Origin of the sequence: Mesorhizobium loti (assembly GCF_003148495.1) — a bacterium.
In the GTDB taxonomy this organism is placed as follows: domain Bacteria; phylum Pseudomonadota; class Alphaproteobacteria; order Rhizobiales; family Rhizobiaceae; genus Mesorhizobium; species Mesorhizobium loti.
Genome location: NZ_QGGH01000009.1, coordinates 159,577 through 174,416, shown reverse-complemented (window position 1 = coordinate 174,416; position 14,840 = coordinate 159,577). Strand labels below are relative to the sequence as shown.

17 protein-coding genes are annotated in these 14,840 nt (G+C 63.0%); 8 read left to right on the top strand and 9 right to left on the bottom strand.

Going from position 1 to position 14,840, the window contains the following annotated elements:
- Positions 1-4 precede the first annotated feature (4 nt).
- The 5 genes from C8D77_RS26745 to C8D77_RS26725 all read right to left on the bottom strand — a co-directional run bounded on the left by C8D77_RS26745 (position 5) and on the right by C8D77_RS26725 (position 3,962).
- Positions 5-1,102 (bottom strand): glycoside hydrolase family 25 protein, encoded by a 1,098-nt coding sequence (locus C8D77_RS26745; RefSeq protein WP_109669747.1) that lies wholly within the window; start codon positions 1,100-1,102, stop codon positions 5-7.
- Between the two features lie 178 nt (positions 1,103-1,280).
- The gene (locus C8D77_RS26740; protein WP_109669745.1) at positions 1,281-2,072 is read right to left on the bottom strand and encodes a phosphodiester glycosidase family protein; all 792 of its coding nucleotides are present in this window, start codon (positions 2,070-2,072) and stop codon (positions 1,281-1,283) included.
- 79 nt (positions 2,073-2,151) lie between these two features.
- On the bottom strand, positions 2,152-3,024 hold the full coding sequence (locus C8D77_RS26735) for an undecaprenyl-diphosphate phosphatase (RefSeq protein ID WP_109669743.1): 873 nt from the start codon (positions 3,022-3,024) through the stop codon (positions 2,152-2,154).
- 190 nt (positions 3,025-3,214) lie between these two features.
- Positions 3,215-3,412 carry a hypothetical protein gene (locus C8D77_RS26730; protein ID WP_109669740.1) on the bottom strand — a complete coding sequence of 66 codons (198 nt, stop codon included), beginning with the start codon at positions 3,410-3,412 and terminating at the stop codon, positions 3,215-3,217.
- A gap of 151 nt (positions 3,413-3,563) precedes the next feature.
- Positions 3,564-3,962: a GFA family protein gene (locus C8D77_RS26725; protein ID WP_109669738.1), complete on the bottom strand. Its 399-nt coding sequence runs from the start codon at positions 3,960-3,962 to the stop codon at positions 3,564-3,566.
- A 117-nt stretch (positions 3,963-4,079) separates the two neighbouring features.
- On the opposite strand from C8D77_RS26725, the gene C8D77_RS26720 reads away from it, so the two are divergent.
- A complete protein-coding gene (locus tag C8D77_RS26720; protein WP_109669736.1) occupies positions 4,080-5,108 on the top strand; it encodes an isopenicillin N synthase family dioxygenase in 1,029 nt (342 codons plus the stop codon).
- A gap of 53 nt (positions 5,109-5,161) precedes the next feature.
- Here the strand turns inward: C8D77_RS26720 and C8D77_RS26715 are convergent, their stop codons facing one another.
- The 3 genes from C8D77_RS26715 to C8D77_RS26705 all read right to left on the bottom strand — a co-directional run bounded on the left by C8D77_RS26715 (position 5,162) and on the right by C8D77_RS26705 (position 7,154).
- Positions 5,162-6,118, bottom strand: a complete 957-nt coding sequence (locus C8D77_RS26715; protein ID WP_109669734.1) for an alpha/beta fold hydrolase — start codon at positions 6,116-6,118, stop codon at positions 5,162-5,164.
- Positions 6,119-6,144: 26 nt separating this feature from the next.
- Positions 6,145-6,630 (bottom strand): SRPBCC family protein, encoded by a 486-nt coding sequence (locus tag C8D77_RS26710; protein ID WP_109669841.1) that lies wholly within the window; start codon positions 6,628-6,630, stop codon positions 6,145-6,147.
- 275 nt (positions 6,631-6,905) lie between these two features.
- Positions 6,906-7,154 (bottom strand): ParB N-terminal domain-containing protein, encoded by a 249-nt coding sequence (locus C8D77_RS26705; RefSeq protein WP_013532091.1) that lies wholly within the window; start codon positions 7,152-7,154, stop codon positions 6,906-6,908.
- A 193-nt stretch (positions 7,155-7,347) separates the two neighbouring features.
- Between C8D77_RS26705 and C8D77_RS26700 the strand changes: the two genes are divergently transcribed.
- Positions 7,348-7,764, top strand: coding sequence for an acyl-CoA thioesterase (locus C8D77_RS26700; protein WP_109669731.1), 417 nt, complete (start codon positions 7,348-7,350; stop codon positions 7,762-7,764).
- Positions 7,765-7,779: 15 nt separating this feature from the next.
- Here C8D77_RS26700 and C8D77_RS26695 read toward each other — a convergent pair whose 3' ends face one another.
- Positions 7,780-8,739, bottom strand: coding sequence for a LysR family transcriptional regulator (locus C8D77_RS26695; protein ID WP_109669729.1), 960 nt, complete (start codon positions 8,737-8,739; stop codon positions 7,780-7,782).
- 135 nt (positions 8,740-8,874) lie between these two features.
- On the opposite strand from C8D77_RS26695, the gene C8D77_RS26690 reads away from it, so the two are divergent.
- From C8D77_RS26690 to C8D77_RS26665, 6 genes are read left to right on the top strand one after another with little or no spacing between them, the layout of a single operon-like run.
- Positions 8,875-9,657 carry an ABC transporter substrate-binding protein gene (locus C8D77_RS26690; RefSeq protein ID WP_109669726.1) on the top strand — a complete coding sequence of 261 codons (783 nt, stop codon included), beginning with the start codon at positions 8,875-8,877 and terminating at the stop codon, positions 9,655-9,657.
- Positions 9,658-9,717: 60 nt separating this feature from the next.
- A complete protein-coding gene (locus tag C8D77_RS26685; protein ID WP_109669723.1) occupies positions 9,718-10,365 on the top strand; it encodes an amino acid ABC transporter permease in 648 nt (215 codons plus the stop codon).
- A gap of 14 nt (positions 10,366-10,379) precedes the next feature.
- A complete protein-coding gene (locus C8D77_RS26680; RefSeq protein ID WP_109669720.1) occupies positions 10,380-11,039 on the top strand; it encodes an amino acid ABC transporter permease in 660 nt (219 codons plus the stop codon).
- Complete coding sequence (locus tag C8D77_RS26675; protein ID WP_109669717.1) at positions 11,036-11,800, top strand: amino acid ABC transporter ATP-binding protein; 765 nt, start codon at positions 11,036-11,038, stop codon at positions 11,798-11,800. The genes C8D77_RS26680 and C8D77_RS26675 overlap by 4 nt, the downstream gene beginning before the upstream one ends.
- 8 nt (positions 11,801-11,808) lie before the next feature.
- Positions 11,809-13,452 carry a N,N-dimethylformamidase beta subunit family domain-containing protein gene (locus tag C8D77_RS26670; RefSeq protein ID WP_109669715.1) on the top strand — a complete coding sequence of 548 codons (1,644 nt, stop codon included), beginning with the start codon at positions 11,809-11,811 and terminating at the stop codon, positions 13,450-13,452.
- A gap of 1 nt (position 13,453) precedes the next feature.
- Positions 13,454-14,839: an aminotransferase family protein gene (locus tag C8D77_RS26665; protein WP_109669712.1), complete on the top strand. Its 1,386-nt coding sequence runs from the start codon at positions 13,454-13,456 to the stop codon at positions 14,837-14,839.
- Position 14,840 lies beyond the last annotated feature (1 nt).

Genomic DNA, 14,840 nt, shown 5'->3' with positions numbered 1-14,840 from the left:
TGTCTCAGTCGGCGTCGGCGACGGTCTGCCGGCCACCGGCCCAATTGCGCCATTGCCGTTCGTCGCCGTGGAAGACGTTGAGGTCGATGCGGCCGGTGACGCCATGCGACAGGCCGGAGCCGGAATACTGCCAGAACAGCCATTTGCGGTCGGGGTAGACCTTCGACGGATGCCGCGCCACCGCGCGCACCCAGAACGGATAATCGAGGAATTCGCCCCTGAGATTGTCACGGTAGAAATCAGGCGCGGTGTAGATGATGGGCCGCTGGCCGTAATGGCGTTCCAGCTTGTCCATGAACACCTGCATCTTCTCCAGCACCTTTTCGCGCGACGGCCGCCGCTTGCAGCTAGACTCGCCGTTCCACTCGACGTCGATCACCGGCGGCAGCGCGCCTTCGACCCTGGGCACATTGCGGATGAACCAGTCGGCCTGCTCGCCAGCCGTGCGACACCAGTAGAAGAAGTGGTAAGCGCCACGCTTCAGGCCAGCAGCGTCGGCATTGCGCCAGTTCTTCATGAACATCGGATCGAGATGATCACCACCGTCGGTCGCCTTGATGTAGGCGAAGTTGGCGCCCTGGACGCGCAGCTTGTCCCAGTTCACGTTGCCTTGCCAGCGTGAGACGTCGACGCCGTGCACGGCAAGATGGCGGGGCGAACCCTTGCCGAAATTGATCGGCTTGGCGTCGCGAAAACCATAACGGGTGAGCGGCCCGGCAAGCATGGCCGGTGCCGCGCGGGTCAACAGCTTGGGCGGCGACACCAGGGCTGCCGGCTCGACCGGCAGCCCGCCGACATCAGGCACTTGGGGATCAGGTACATCGGGCGCGGCAAACACCCCCGTCTCTTCCTCCTCCGCCAAGCCGAACGGGCGCGTTTTCTCCCCCGGACCGTTGCCAGACATGGGAGCCAATTCGGCCCTTGCCGCCCTGTTACCCCTTGCCGCCGGAGCAGCGGCGATCGGTGCCGGCGGCCGGATCACGGAACTGGTGGTTTCGCTCGACGGTTTCTGCAAATCCAAGGCATCGATGCCGGCCGTCGACGTGCAGCCGGCAAGGCATAGCGATGCGATCAAGAAACTGATAGCGCCCGGAATCCGCATCTGGACCTGTACTCAAAACACAACAGACCGAGGGCAAAATGACAGCCAACGGACAAACCGGATCAGTTATGAATGAGAAATTACCAATAAAGTTTGAATCAAGGATTATTAGTCGGAGCGAAGGTTGACGAACGGGGTTCGCGACGGCCAAGCGGGAGCCGGGAAGAGAGTTCCGGCGCTAGCCATTCTTCCTGAAGACCCCGATCATCGGCCCCAGATTCCAGTAGTCGTCGTTGCGGCCGATGGCAGGCGCAAACAGGCTCGATATCGTGCCGTCGAGGAACAGCGCGTTGTCGCAGCCGAGCGCGTCGCGGAAAAGCCGGGCGAAGGCATGGAAGGTCACCGTGCCGTTCGAAATCGCAAACACCGCAACGCCGTCCTTTCGCACCCCGACCCCGTCGCGGGTTTTTCGCGAAGTGCTGTCGGCCTGGAATTTCGGATGCAGCTGGCCGTCGATCACCAGCATTGGCCCGGATTGCGTCGCATAATCGACGCTCGGACGCCTTTTCACAAAATCCCTGGTGGCGCGGACCGCGGCCTTGCCGTCGCGCATGTAGAAAATACCGTTCGGCTGCAGGGAAAAATTGCCGCTTCCCGATCCCGTCTTCACATCAGCCATTTCCTGGCCGTGCTCGACATAGAGACCGACCGGCGCGAGGTTCGGGTGATACATGCCGGCATTGATGCCGAACAGCATCGTGCGCCCGGCCGCCTGTTGCGCGGCATGGAGATTGTGCAGCGACTGAAACGGATTGCCCGCCGGATCTTTCCAGAACAGCTCGACCTGATATCGTTTCGGGTCGACCTCGCACACGAGATAGCTGGTCGCCTCGAAGGCGAAGTCCCTGCATGGCGGCAGCGAGGCAACCCACTGGCCCAACCCCATGCCGAGTGTCGCCACCGACGGCAGCGCGCCCTTGGCGAGCGCCAGCAGCAATGGGACCGATTGCAGAAGGGTCAAAAAATCCATGCGCGTACCGGAATCGAAGTTCGAGGCCCGGTACGGATATAGCCCGTTTCAAGCGATACTGTGGAAGACTCAGGCGCGCTTAGACAAGCCATCCCATGGCGACGCACAGTAGCAGGACGACACCGAGCACGCCGCGATAGATGACGAACGGCCAGGCCGAAAAACGCTCCAGCACGCGCATCAGCCCCCATATGGCGAAGAAGGCGGAGATCGAGGCAACGACCAGCCCGACGGCGAGGACCGACCAGCCATGGGCGTCGAGATGGACCTTGTGCAGTTCCCAAAGCTCCTTGAGACCGGCGAGCGCAATCGCGGGCAACCCGAGCAGGAACGAGAAGCGCGCCGCTTCGGCCCGCTTGAAGCCGAGCCCCAGTGCCGCGGTCAGGGTCGAGCCCGAGCGCGACACGCCGGGGATAAGCGCACCGATCTGGGCAACACCGACGAGCAGTGCATCCGCCAGCGACGCTTCGCCCATGCTGCGCCGGTGGCGTGCAAAGATCTCGGCCAGCGCCAGCAGGATCGCCATGGCGATGCAGGCCCAGCCGATCACAGTCAGGCTGCGCAGCGGCGAATTGCAGGCGTTGAGCACGCCCGACAGCGCAACGCCGGCGATGACGATCGGGATCGTCGCCAATATGATCCAGAGCGCCAGCCGGAAATGCCGGTCAGCGAAATCGCGTCGCGCCAGTGCGTCGAGCGATCCAAACAGAGTATCCCTGACGTCACTCCAGAAATAGCTGACCACCGCGGCAAGGGCCGCAAGCTGCATGGCAGCGGAGAAGGCGGAACCGGGATCCTGCCAGCCGAGCACGGCCGGCACGATGCGCATATGCGCGGTCGAGGAAATCGGCAGCAGTTCGGTGATGCCTTGCACCACGCCGAGGAACGCCACCTTGGCAAATCCCAGGCCGACGAAGCCCGTGTCCAGGCCTTGAGTGCAGATGTCGGCCAATGTCGAATTCCATGCATGAGAGATCGGACTTGCGCGGAGAGACCAGCATCGGTCAATCCCGGGCAAGCCTTATCGTCACGGGCAGGATAATCAATTTACGGATTTGTAAGCTGGTGCCGGGATGCACGCGATTCAAAACCAGCCCACCTTGGGGCCAGCTTGAGGTTCATAGGAAAAATCACAAAGCGATTTACGGGCAGAGCCAGAGTTTCTGGCATGTCCTGGCGATCACATGCGCCGGCGGCACGTCAGGTTCATCGACGGAGGGCCGGCGAACCCGTTCGAGCAGCATGCGCACCTGTTCGGGGCGGACACGATCGCGCTCCATCACAAGCAGGACCATCGGATCGCTCAAAAGCTCATCCAGGGTGCTGATGCTGTCGTTCATCCGTCGTCTCCTCGAATGCCGTGCCCGCGCCCCTTAAATAGGGAGACAAAGATGGCCCGCCAATGACGCTTTGCCGGCTATCTCGTGTCTCTTTCGATTAAATTTTGGTCATGGTTACGCTCTTCCTTCTCTCCCTGCGGACGAAGGAAAACTAGCCTGGCGGCGGAGCGCCTTCGTACTGCGGCAAGCCGTCATCGAGCATCAGCCAGGGCTGCTTCGAGGCCGTGAAAATATGCATTTGCGGCTTGAAAACTGTGGGATCGTCGAGCGAACCTGTGGTGATGCCGATAATCCCCGCGGAATCGCGCCGGGAGAACATCGTCGTGCCGCAGCTCGGGCAAAAGCCGCGTTTGAGGTCCGGCGAGGAGTTTATCGTCGCCAGTGGCCCGTCCACCGTCAAATCGTCGATGCGAAACAGCACGCGGGCGTTGAAGGCGGCACCGATCGCCCTCTGGCAAACCCGGCAGTGGCAGATGCGTTCGTTGATGGGGGCCGCGTCCGTGCGGTAGCGCACCGCCTTGCACAGGCATCCGCCCTCATATCTTGCCATCGCCCGGATCCATTGGTGGAGAGAATAAGCGGCACCGTAGCTGCGGGACCGATTGGGTCAATTGAAAAGCTTTGATACAACGTCATCGATTATCGTGATGCGGATGGAACCGAAGCCATGACGCCGGACATCGAAACCATCGGCATTGCGGACCTGTTCGGGCCGCCCTCGCCCGCTCGCGACCGCGCCGACGCCAGGATCATGGCGGCAGCCTCCGGGATCGGCTTCATGGCGGTCCGGGACTTTCCCGGCGACGACTGGCTGACACCGGACAGGCGCGCACAAGTGCTGCGCATCTTCTCGCTTGCCGAGGCCGAGAAGCAGAAACTGCTGCGCTGGAATTTCGACCGCACGAAAAACAATTTCTATCGCGGCTGGTTCCCGCTGCAGCCGACAGCCGTTTCCTACAAGGAAGGCATCGACATGGGACCGGATCTCGCCCATGCGGCTGATGTCCCGGCTTCCGACGATCCGTTGTGCGAGCCGACACCCTTGCCGACCGAAGACGCTCTGCCCGGCTGGCGCGCGGCGGCAGCGGATTACTATCGCGCGATGGAGACTGTGGGCAACGCACTGATGCGCTCGATCGCCCGCGGGCTTGGCCTGCCGGAAACCATCTTCGACGCCTATTTCAAGCATGGCATCTCGACGCTGCGGCTGATCCGTTATCCCCTGCGGGACGCCAATGCCGGGGTCGACACCAGCGGGCCGGAGTTTTCGGTTGTCCACAAGGGTGAGACGCGCACCATCATCGGCCGCGAGCATGCCGATTCCGGCTTCGTCACCTTGCTGGCACAGGACGGCGTCGAGGGCTTGCAGGCCAAGAACCTTGCCGGCGAATGGATCGACGTGCCGCCGGCCAACGGCACGCTTGCGGTCAATTTCGGCCAGCTGCTGGAACGCTGGACCGGCGGGCGCGTCCGGGCAACGCGGCACCGGGTGATTGCCCCGAAGACGGCGCGCTTCTCGATCCCGTTCTTCTACGAACCGCGCGTCGACGCCGAGATTGCGCCGTTGCCGCTGACCGGCGCGGAGCCCTTCGAGCCGTTTCTCTACGGCGACTATCTCTGGGAAGCGGCGACGAATTTCGTCGAGATGAGCGGCATCAAGCATCTCAGGCAGCCGCGCCGCGCCAAGGCTTCATAGACAAAGCCCGCCGGCCGCCTCATGGGAGACGGCCGGCGGGAATCGACGGGCGGTCATTCCGTTTCGCTGACGACCTCGTCCCAGGTCTTCACCTTGGTCTCGCCATTGAGGAAAGGCAGCGCGGCGGCCGTCAGCTCGGGGGCGAAAAAGACGTCGTAATGGGTGCGGTTGGGCAGTATCGCCAGGCGGTTCTGTGACAGGTTCTCGCGCATCCAGCCGGCGTCTTTCAGTCCGCCGCCGAGCATCTGGTAGAACTTGATCTCATGCTCGGGCCGGTACATGTCGCTGTCGCCATAGGCCAGCATGACCGGCATCTTCAGCTTGGCGACGTCGGCGGAGTAGTCGTAGTCCTGGCGCATGAAATTGCCGAGCGCGTCGAGCAGCTTCGGGAAATCCTGCGGACGTGGCGCCACTGCCATGTAGGATTTGTACATCGGCGTGTCCTTCATGAAATCGGCCGCCGCCGCACTGACCTGCGCCTGCTGGCCGCGCATCTCGGCGTAGAAGCCGTCCGCGGCGTAGCCGGTCGACACTAGGACAAGCCGGCGCACCGCTTCAGGATGCTGGACGGCCATGCGGAAGGCGACGCCGCCGCCCAGCGAATAGCCCATGACGTCGACCTTGTCGTAGCCAAGCGCCTTGACGATATCAGCCATGTCGTCGCCCATCGCCTCCAGACTGAACGGCCGCTCGCCGAGCGCCGTGCGGCCATGACCTTGCAGGTCGACACCGATGATGGTGCGGTTTTCGGCAAGCTTGGGCAGGAGCGGCGCGAACATGTCCGTGGTGCCGAGGCCGCCATGCAGCAGGAGCAGCGGCTCGCCCTTGCCGTAGATGGCATAATAGTAGGTCAGGCCGTTGATCGGCAGCAGGCCGGACTTCTCCGGCTTCGGCAGTGCGTTCGTTTCGGTCGTCATGGCGGATTTGGTCTCCTCTGCATTGGTGATGCCCGGGCAGCCAAGAAGCGCTGCGGCCGAAACAAGAATGGCGAAAATCAGGGTTTTGGACATATCGATCTCCTCTCGTCCTGCCGATATCAAAGCGTTTTGGCGAGGTCTTCGAGCTGGTCGGTGCACTGGCCCCAGCCCTCGTGGAAACCCATCTTCTCGTGCTGTTCGCGGTCGGCGGCGCTCCAATGCCTGACCCGAGCGATATAGCGGGTCTTGCCGTTGCCCTCGTCCTCGAAGGTCAGCACGCCGGTCATGAACGGCTTTTCCGACGGCTCCCATGCCTGGGTATAGGCATCGGTGAAGACGATCTTCTTGCCGGGAACGACTTCGAGGAAGACGCCTGGGTTGGGGTATTCGTTGCCATCGGGGCTCGCCATGACGACAAGGCTCGAGCCGCCGGTGCGCACATCCATTTCGGCGCGCGGCGTCGTCCACGGTTTTGGCGAGAACCATTGCGTCACCAGTTTCGGGTCGGTCCAGCAACGATAGACGTTTTCGCGCGGCGCATCGATGATGCGGGCGAGGACCAGTTCGCGGTCATTGGCGGGGGCGATGTCGAGCTTGGTGGTCATGATGGTGTCCTTGGTGTGGGTTTGATCTGGCTTGCGTCCCAAGGACGAGCCGATGAACCGCAAACCGACATGGCCGGCGACAAAAATATCGGCACCGTCTCCGATTGTGCGGAGACGTCACCTACTTCGTCATCCACGGGCGGAGCAGGAGCGTAGCGACGCGGCGCAGACCCGAGGATGACGAAGCGATGGGCGCGCGTTTCCGCCAATCGCCGAGGCATTCGGCTTATCAAAGCAGCATATCTGATCGAGAAACTGGGTGTACTGTCGACGCCTCAGTGGCGCTTGGCTTGCACCAGATAGGCCTCTATCTCGGTCTCGCCGAGCCACTTTGCCGCCTCCAGCCGATGCAGGCCTTCGACGAGGATATGGCGCTTGCCGTCGTGGCGAACCTGGATCGGCGTCTTCATGCCATTCTCCAGGATGTCCTCGGCCAGATGACGGACGGTCTCGGGATGCAGCGTCTTCTTGCGCGCCGTCGGCACGTAGATCTCGTCGACCTTGACCTTTTGCACTCTGAGCATGCCGACCCCCGTGGCGGAAACGCCGCCTCCCCTGAGATAGTCCGTTTGATGGAGTCGGCCAAGGGTGCGGCTAACGAATACGATGCCCAAGGTCATTCTCATAAGATGCCATGACAGCAGACCGTTTGCCTGTCGGCGTGCGTTTCGATATTGCGTCGGCGCGATCGTCGATGGCCACTGAGGCAAAAAACCCATGAGCAAATCTCTCGTCACCTTTGTCGGCGTCGCTCATCCCTGGATGTGCGACGTGATGGGGCACGTGAATGTGCGTCACTACGCGGCGATGTTCGACGATGCCAGCTTCCAGCTGCTCGGCCATATCGCCGGACAGGACGACAACCAGGCGTCGCAGATCGGATGGGCCGATGTGCGCACCGAAATCGACTATCGGCACGAAACGAAAGCAGGGGCGCTGATCACCATCCATTCGCATGTCGTGAAGATCGGCCGCACCTCCATCACCTTCGAACAGGTGATGTCGGGCTCGCTCGATGGCCTCGTCCGTGCATCGAGCCGGACGACCAGCGTGCGCTTCGACCTCGCCGCGCGCGCCTCGGTGGCGTTGGACGAGGCAATGCGAAACCGCGCGGCCGCCTTGCTGATCGAATAAGCCTGTCTCGGCCGGTCAGCCTTGGTAGATGCGGTCCTCGAGCGGTGTCTCGGCGATCAACGTCTGCAGCCCGGACAGCAGCGCCTTCTCGGCGCGGTTCATCGCCTTGTCCGGATTGACCAGCAGGAAGATGTCGATGGCCGGCGGCGCGTCGTAGGGCGGCAGCCGCCACAGCGTTCCATCCGCCACGTCACGCCGCGCGACGTGCAGCGGCAGCGGGCCGATACCGAGCCCGGCGACGATCATGCGCCGCACCTCTTCCAGGCTCGAGGACACGCCGACGACATCGGCGTTCAGCCGGGCTTCGCTGCGCAACAGCGCGACCGGCCGCAACGCGTCCGAAATATGGTCGGTCTGGAACGATACGGAAGGTTCATCCCTGAGATCGGCCAGCGTCAGTCCGGTTTGCCCGTAGAGCCTGTGGTGCGGCCCACAGAAGAAGCCGAAGAACTCGCGGTAGACCATCGCGTATTCCAGCGCCGGATCGCGCTGGCTGACCAGGCAGATGCCAAAGGAAGCACGCCGCTCCCTGACCTGCTTGGCGACTTCGGTGCTTGCGGCGACCGAAATGGTGATGCTGGCGCGCGGGTAGTTGCGGTGGAACTCGGACAGCGCCCGATCGAAGAGCGGCGAGACGACATGGCTTGCCGTCGCGATCATCACATGGCCGGTGACGTCGTCGCTGATGCCGCGCATCAGCAGCGGCAGCTGCGATATGGTGCCGAACACCTCGACGCTCTGCTCATAGAGAAGCCGTCCGACCTCGGTGAGTTCAAAGCGTGTCGCGTCGCGCTCGACCAGCCGCCGGCCGACCCGGTCTTCCAGCCGCCGCAGGGCATTGCTGACGCTGGGCTGCTTGAGGTTCAGCCGCTCGGCGGCGCGCGTGATGCTCTTCACCTCCGCGATGACGACGAACGTCCGCAGAAGGTTCCAGTCCAGATCCCAGACCAGCCGTTCGGGGCGCGGCAGTGCCATTCCTGATATCTATGCTCCCTATTCCCATTATCTATTTGCGCAATGATACCGCAAAGGCAATCATTGATGACAGGAAAGCGTCTGTACGCCTCCCAAGAACAAACCTTGCGCGCCATCCAGAGGACAGGAAATCAGATGAACAGAGTATTTTCCGGCATCGCCGTTGCGGCCCTGCTGCTTGCGTCGACCTTCACGGCCGTTTCGGCCAGGGCCGACGACCTCGAGAAGATCAAGGCTGCGGGCGAGCTGAAGATTTCCATGAGCGGTCAGTATCCACCCTTCAACTTCGTCAACGACCAGAATGAAGTCGTCGGCTTCGACGCCGATATCGGCAAGGCCATCGCCGAGCGCATCGGCGTCAAGGGCACCATTATCACCACGGCCTGGGACGGCATCATCGCCGGGCTGCTCGCCAACAAATACGACACCGTCGTCGGCTCGATGACGATCACGCCCGAGCGCGAAAAGGTGGTCGATTTCGTCGGGCCTTACTACCACGCCGGCCGCGCCGTTTTTGTCAGCGAGGCGTCCAAGGTGCAGAGCCTCGACGACCTCAAGGGCAAGACCATTGGTGTGACGCTGGGCGAGACGCACGAGAAATGGGCACGCGAAAAGGGCGGCTGGGATATCCGCACCTACAAGGGCCTGCCGGAACTGCTGCTGGAGCTGAGGGCCGGCCGTGTCGACGCCATCGTCGTCGACAACATTCCGGTCATGGTTGCCGTCAAGGAGACGGGCGAGAAGGTCCGCAAGCTCAACACGCCCGATATCGAAGGCGGCGCTGTTGCCATCGGCATCGCCATCCGCAAGGACAATCCTGAGCTCAAGGCTGCCATGCAGAAGGCGCTGGACGACATGCTGGCGGACGGCAGCTACGAAAAGATCTCGATGAAATGGGTCGGCAGCGACATCCGCTGACCCCTCCCTGGTTTCAGGCGGCCAAAGCCGTCTGAAGCGTCACTCCTGCTGGGCCCTTTCATGGATTTCTCCTTGATGCAGCGTGTCTTCCCGTTCTTCGTGGAAGCTGCCCTGGTGACGATCGAGATCACGGTGCTGGCCCTGATCCTGGGCCTTGCGGCTGCGGCATTAGCCGCGGCCGCCAAGATGTCGAGGTCGGCAATCCTGCGGACCATCGGCACGCTCTATGTCAGCCTGTTTCGCGGCACGCCGTGCCTGATCCAGCTCTTCGTGCTTTATTTCGGCGGCCCGCAGATCGGGATCAATCTGGAGCCGTTCGCCGCCGGCGTCATCGGCCTCGGCCTCAACATCGGCGCCTATATGGCGGAATCGATCCGTGGCGCGCTGGTCGCGGTCGACAGAGGCCAGACCGAGGCTGCCCGCACAATCGGCTTCAGCCGTTTCCAGACGCTGCGCAAGGTCGTGCTGCCGCAGGCCGCGCGGCTGATGATCCGGCCGCTCGGGGTCAATACGGTTGCTTTGTTGAAGGGATCAGCACTTGTGTCGACCATTTCAGTCGTCGAATTGACCTACACCGCCCAGCGCTTCATCGGCTCCACCTACAAGCCGTTCGAGATCTTCGGCGTTGCAGCCCTGCTCTACATGATCATGGTCTACGCGGTCGCGCGGGTCGTCGACCTGCTCGACAAACGCTTCGCCATCGTCTGACCGGAGAGAGCACGATGCAAGGTTTGGATTTCACCGTCGTCGCGCCCTACTGGGACCTTCTGCTGATCGGCGCCTGGTGGACCGCGGTGCTGACTGTTTCGGCGGGCGCGCTCAGCTTCGTCGGCGGCATCCTGTTTGCGGTCACCGTGCTCTATGCCCCGAAGATCGTTGCCTATCCCGTGCGCGCGCTCATGTGGGTGTTCATGGGTACGCCGCTGCTGCTGCAGCTGTTCCTGATCTATTTCGGCCTAGCGCAGATCGGCATCGACATCCCTGCGCTGGCCGCCGGCATTGTTGGGCTTGGCCTGCACTTTGCCGTCTACAATGCCGACATCATCCGCGCCGGCATCGTGGCCGTCGATGTCGGCCAGACGGAGGGCGCGCGCAGCATCGGCTTCGGCAAATGGCAGACGCTGCGTCATGTCGTGATCCCGCAAGCCATCCGCAACACCGCACCGCCGATCGGCGGCAACCTGATCGCGCTGTTGAAGGAATCCTCGATCGTCTCGGTCATCGGCATCGCCGAGCTGGTCCATTCGGCCCAGCTGGCGATCAGCGAAACGTTCCGCCCTTTCGAGTTCTACATCACAGCCGCGGCGCTCTACTACATTCTCAACCTTGTGCTCGAGGCGGCTTTGCGCCTGTTTGAAAGACATGTGGAGGCTTCCCGATGAGCACGCAGCGGCCCATGGTCGAGGTTCGCGGCGCGCGCAAATCCTTTGGCGCCGTCGAGGTCCTCAGAGGTATCGACCTGTCTGTCGATCGCGGTCAGATCGTCGCGATCATCGGGCCGAGCGGCTCCGGCAAGAGCACGCTGCTGCGCTCCATCAACCATCTGGAATCCTTGAATTCCGGTGAAGTCTGGCTCGACGGCGTGCAGGTCAACCAGCCCTTGCACGGCCAGGCCTTCGAGCGGCACATCAACAAGGTGCGCCAGCAGATGGGCATGGTGTTTCAGCACTTCAATCTGTTTCCGCATCTGACCGTGCTCGAGAACATTTCCATGGGACCGATCATCCTCAAAGGAATGACCAAAAGTGACGCGCATGCGCTGGCGCATAGCCTCTTGTCCAAGGTCGGGCTCGCCGACAAGATCGACGCCTATCCTTCGCGGCTTTCGGGCGGCCAGAAGCAGCGTGTGGCGATTGCCCGTGCGCTGGCGATGCAGCCCAAGGTGATGCTGTTCGACGAAGCCACCTCGGCGCTCGATCCGGAACTGGTCGACGAGGTCAACGCGGTGATGAAACAGCTTGCCGCCGAACACATGACTATGCTCATCGTAACGCATGAGATGCGCTTCGCCGGCGAGGTGGCGGACAGGGTGCTGTTCATGGATGGCGGCGTGATCGTCGAGGAAGGCCCGCCCGGCGACATGTTCCGCGCGCCGCAGAAGGAACGCACGCGCACCTTCCTCAAGAAATACCTTTCCGCCTGAGTGTGACCATGACCAGACCAAACACGGAATTCCCCGATTTCGGACTGACGCCGGAGCAGCGCCGGCACGCGGTGCGCGGCCATTACTACGAGTGGCCAGGCATGGATGGCGAGCGCGGTGAGATCTGGTGCTACAGCGACCGTTTTTCCTATCGCGCCGGCGAAACGGTGACGCTTCATGTCAGTTCGACGGCGCCGTCCTTCAGCATGGCGATCATCCGCGACGGCGGCACCGAGACCAAAGTGTTCGAGAAATTGGGCATCGCGTCGCGTTGGCAGGACAGTCCTGACCAGTGTTCAGCCGAGGGTTGCGGCTGGGAAGCGTCGTTCGAATTCCGTGTCGGGAACGGCTGGCCGTCCGGTGCCTACCGGGTCACGCTGACCGCAGACGGTCGCGACGGCAAGCCGATCCAATGCCACCATATTTTCATCGTCAGCCCGCAGCCAGGCAAGAAACCCGGCCGTGTGCTGCAGGTGGCGGCGACGGGCACCTGGCTGGCTTACAACACCTGGGGCGGTTCCAACCACTACCAGGGCATTACCGGGCCGGATCGCAATCAGTATTCACCCATCGTGTCGACGCAGCGCCCGTGGTGTCGCGGCTTCGTCGTGCTGCCGAAAGACGCGCCGCGCGTACCGCTGGAAGTCGCCGTGCCACCGAAGACCGTGCCGCGCTATCCGCATATGGAGTGGGCGCTCGCCACCGGCCATTCGAAGAAATACGCTTCGTCGGGCTGGGCCAGTTATGACAGCCACTTCTTCCGCTTCGCCGAACGAGCCGGCTATCAAGTCGATCTCGCCAGCCAGCATGATCTGCATTTTTCGCCGGAAACTCTCGACGGTTACGACTGCGCCGTCTTCGTCGGTCATGACGAATACTGGACCTGGGAGATGCGCGACGCCGTCGACACCTATGTCGAGCGCGGTGGTCATGCGGCGCGCTTTGCCGGCAATTTCATGTGGCAGACGCGGCTGGAGGACGAGGGCCGCAGGCAGGTCTGCTACAAATATCGCTCGCGTGCCGAGGACCCGGCCTATCTCCCGGGCGGCGACGTCACCCGCGCCACCAACTCCTGGGAGGCGCCGGAAATCGGCCGGCCAGGATCCGCGACCTTCGGGCTCAACGCGACCCGCGGCCTCTATGCCGGCTGGGGCGGCTGCGCGCCGCGCGGTGTGCGTGGCTTTCCGGTCTACCGGCCGGAACACTGGGCGTTCGCCGGCACCGGCATCTACTATGGTGACCTGCTGGGCGCCGACAGCCATGTCTATGGCTATGAGGTCGACGGGCTCGAGTTCGAGATACGCGGCGGCCTGCCCTACCCCACGGCGACCAGCGGTGCGCCTGTTGGCCTGCAGGTTCTCGCCGTCGGCATGGCATCCCAGGTCGAGGAAAGCGCCGACATCCCGATCGAGGACCAGTTCCTCACCGACGAGGATGGCCGCTTCACCGCCGAGACTTTGTTCGGCGAGGCGAGCGACGCCAATCTGGAAAAGGTCAAACGCGGCAACGGCATGATCGTCAATTTCCCACGCGGCAAAGGCGAGGTGTTCCATGCCGGAAGCTGCGAATGGGTCGCCGGCCTGCTAAGACAAGACCCGATGGTCGAACGCGTCACCCGCAATGTCCTCGATCGTTACCTTGGAAAGCCCTGACATGTCGAAAGTCCAGACCGCCGCTCAAGAAACCGAAGCCCGGCGCCAGTCGCATCTGTTCTATCTGTCGAGCCTGCGCCGGCCGCTGATCGACCGCGCCGAGGGCATCTATATGTGGACGCAGGACGGCCGCCGCTTCATCGACGGCTCGAGCGGCCCGATGGTCGCCAATATCGGCCACTCCAACCGCAACGTGCTGGATGCCATGAAGCGGCAGATGGACCGCGCCACCTTCGCCTATCGCCTGCATTTCGAGAACGAGCCGGCGGAAGAGCTGGCGCGGGAGCTCGCCGGCAAGCTGCCGGAAGGCATGGACCGCATCTTCTTCGTCTCCGGTGGCTCGGAAGCGACGGAATCCTGTATCAAGCTGGCGCGGCAATGGGCGGTCGCCACCGGCCAGGCCAGCCGCTGGAAGGTGATCACGCGCTTTCCCTCCTATCATGGCGGCACGCTGGGTTCGCTCTCGATCACCGGCGACGATGCGCTGGCCGAAACGTTCGAGCCGATGATGCGGGTGATGCCGACCGTGCCGGCGCCGAATGCCTGGCGCGACCGCGACAATCTCTCGATGGAACAGCGCGGCATCCGCTATGCCGACATGCTGGAGGAGAAGATCCTGGCCGAGGGCCCGGACAGCGTGGTGGCCTTCATCATGGAGCCGATCGGAGGTGCTGCGACCGCGGCCCTGGTGGCGCCGGACAGCTATTATCCACGCATCCGCGAGATCTGCGACCGCTACGGCATCCTACTCATCCATGACGAAGTGATGAGCGGGGCCGGCCGCACCGGCAAATTCCTCGGCGGCGACCACTGGAACTGCAAGCCCGACATCGTCGCGCTGTCAAAGGGGCTGGGCTCGGGCTATGCGCCGCTTGGCGCGCTGGCCGCCCCGATGCGGCTGGTGCAGCCGCTGCTCGACGCGGGCGGCTTCCAGCACGGCCACACCTATGCCGGCAACCCGCTGGCTTGCGCCGCCGGACTGGCCGTGCTCAGCGAAATGGACCGACTCGGCTTGATCGCCAATGCGGCTGCCATGGGCGACGTGCTGATGGACGGGCTGAAGGGGCTGGCGAAGCGGTTTCCGTTCATCGCCGACGTGCGCGGCAAGGGCCTGCTCACCGGCGCCCAGATGGTTGCCGATCCTGAGACCCTGAGGCCGATCGACCAGACCAAGAAGGCCACGCAGAGGCTGCTCGACCTCGCCTATGAGCGCGGGTTGATCATCTATGGCCGCAGGGTCAAGGGCGGCGTCGACGGCGACAATTTCATGGTCGCGCCGCCGATGATCGTCACCAGGGAACAGGTCGGCGAGATCGTCTCCATCATCGGCGACTCGCTGGAGGTTCTGGCCTCTGAACTCGACCTGCCGGTCGAAGGCCAGGGGTAAA

Excerpts from the sequence above, each read along its gene's own strand:
- C8D77_RS26685 (WP_109669723.1), top strand. The coding sequence starts at position 9,718 with ATGGATTTCTCCTTGATGCAGCGTGTCTTCCCGTTCTTCGTGGAAGCT.
- C8D77_RS26705 (WP_013532091.1), bottom strand. The coding sequence starts at position 7,154 with ATGCTCAGAGTGCAAAAGGTCAAGGTCGACGAGATCTACGTGCCGACG.
- C8D77_RS26695 (WP_109669729.1), bottom strand. The coding sequence starts at position 8,739 with ATGGCACTGCCGCGCCCCGAACGGCTGGTCTGGGATCTGGACTGGAAC.
- C8D77_RS26690 (WP_109669726.1), top strand. The coding sequence starts at position 8,875 with ATGAACAGAGTATTTTCCGGCATCGCCGTTGCGGCCCTGCTGCTTGCG.
- C8D77_RS26740 (WP_109669745.1), bottom strand. The coding sequence starts at position 2,072 with ATGGATTTTTTGACCCTTCTGCAATCGGTCCCATTGCTGCTGGCGCTC.
- C8D77_RS26720 (WP_109669736.1), top strand. The coding sequence starts at position 4,080 with ATGACGCCGGACATCGAAACCATCGGCATTGCGGACCTGTTCGGGCCG.
- C8D77_RS26710 (WP_109669841.1), bottom strand. The coding sequence starts at position 6,630 with ATGACCACCAAGCTCGACATCGCCCCCGCCAATGACCGCGAACTGGTC.
- C8D77_RS26725 (WP_109669738.1), bottom strand. The coding sequence starts at position 3,962 with ATGGCAAGATATGAGGGCGGATGCCTGTGCAAGGCGGTGCGCTACCGC.
- C8D77_RS26745 (WP_109669747.1), bottom strand. The coding sequence starts at position 1,102 with ATGCGGATTCCGGGCGCTATCAGTTTCTTGATCGCATCGCTATGCCTT.
- C8D77_RS26730 (WP_109669740.1), bottom strand. The coding sequence starts at position 3,412 with ATGAACGACAGCATCAGCACCCTGGATGAGCTTTTGAGCGATCCGATG.
- C8D77_RS26675 (WP_109669717.1), top strand. The coding sequence starts at position 11,036 with ATGAGCACGCAGCGGCCCATGGTCGAGGTTCGCGGCGCGCGCAAATCC.
- C8D77_RS26670 (WP_109669715.1), top strand. The coding sequence starts at position 11,809 with ATGACCAGACCAAACACGGAATTCCCCGATTTCGGACTGACGCCGGAG.
- C8D77_RS26715 (WP_109669734.1), bottom strand. The coding sequence starts at position 6,118 with ATGTCCAAAACCCTGATTTTCGCCATTCTTGTTTCGGCCGCAGCGCTT.
- C8D77_RS26680 (WP_109669720.1), top strand. The coding sequence starts at position 10,380 with ATGCAAGGTTTGGATTTCACCGTCGTCGCGCCCTACTGGGACCTTCTG.
- C8D77_RS26665 (WP_109669712.1), top strand. The coding sequence starts at position 13,454 with ATGTCGAAAGTCCAGACCGCCGCTCAAGAAACCGAAGCCCGGCGCCAG.
- C8D77_RS26700 (WP_109669731.1), top strand. The coding sequence starts at position 7,348 with ATGAGCAAATCTCTCGTCACCTTTGTCGGCGTCGCTCATCCCTGGATG.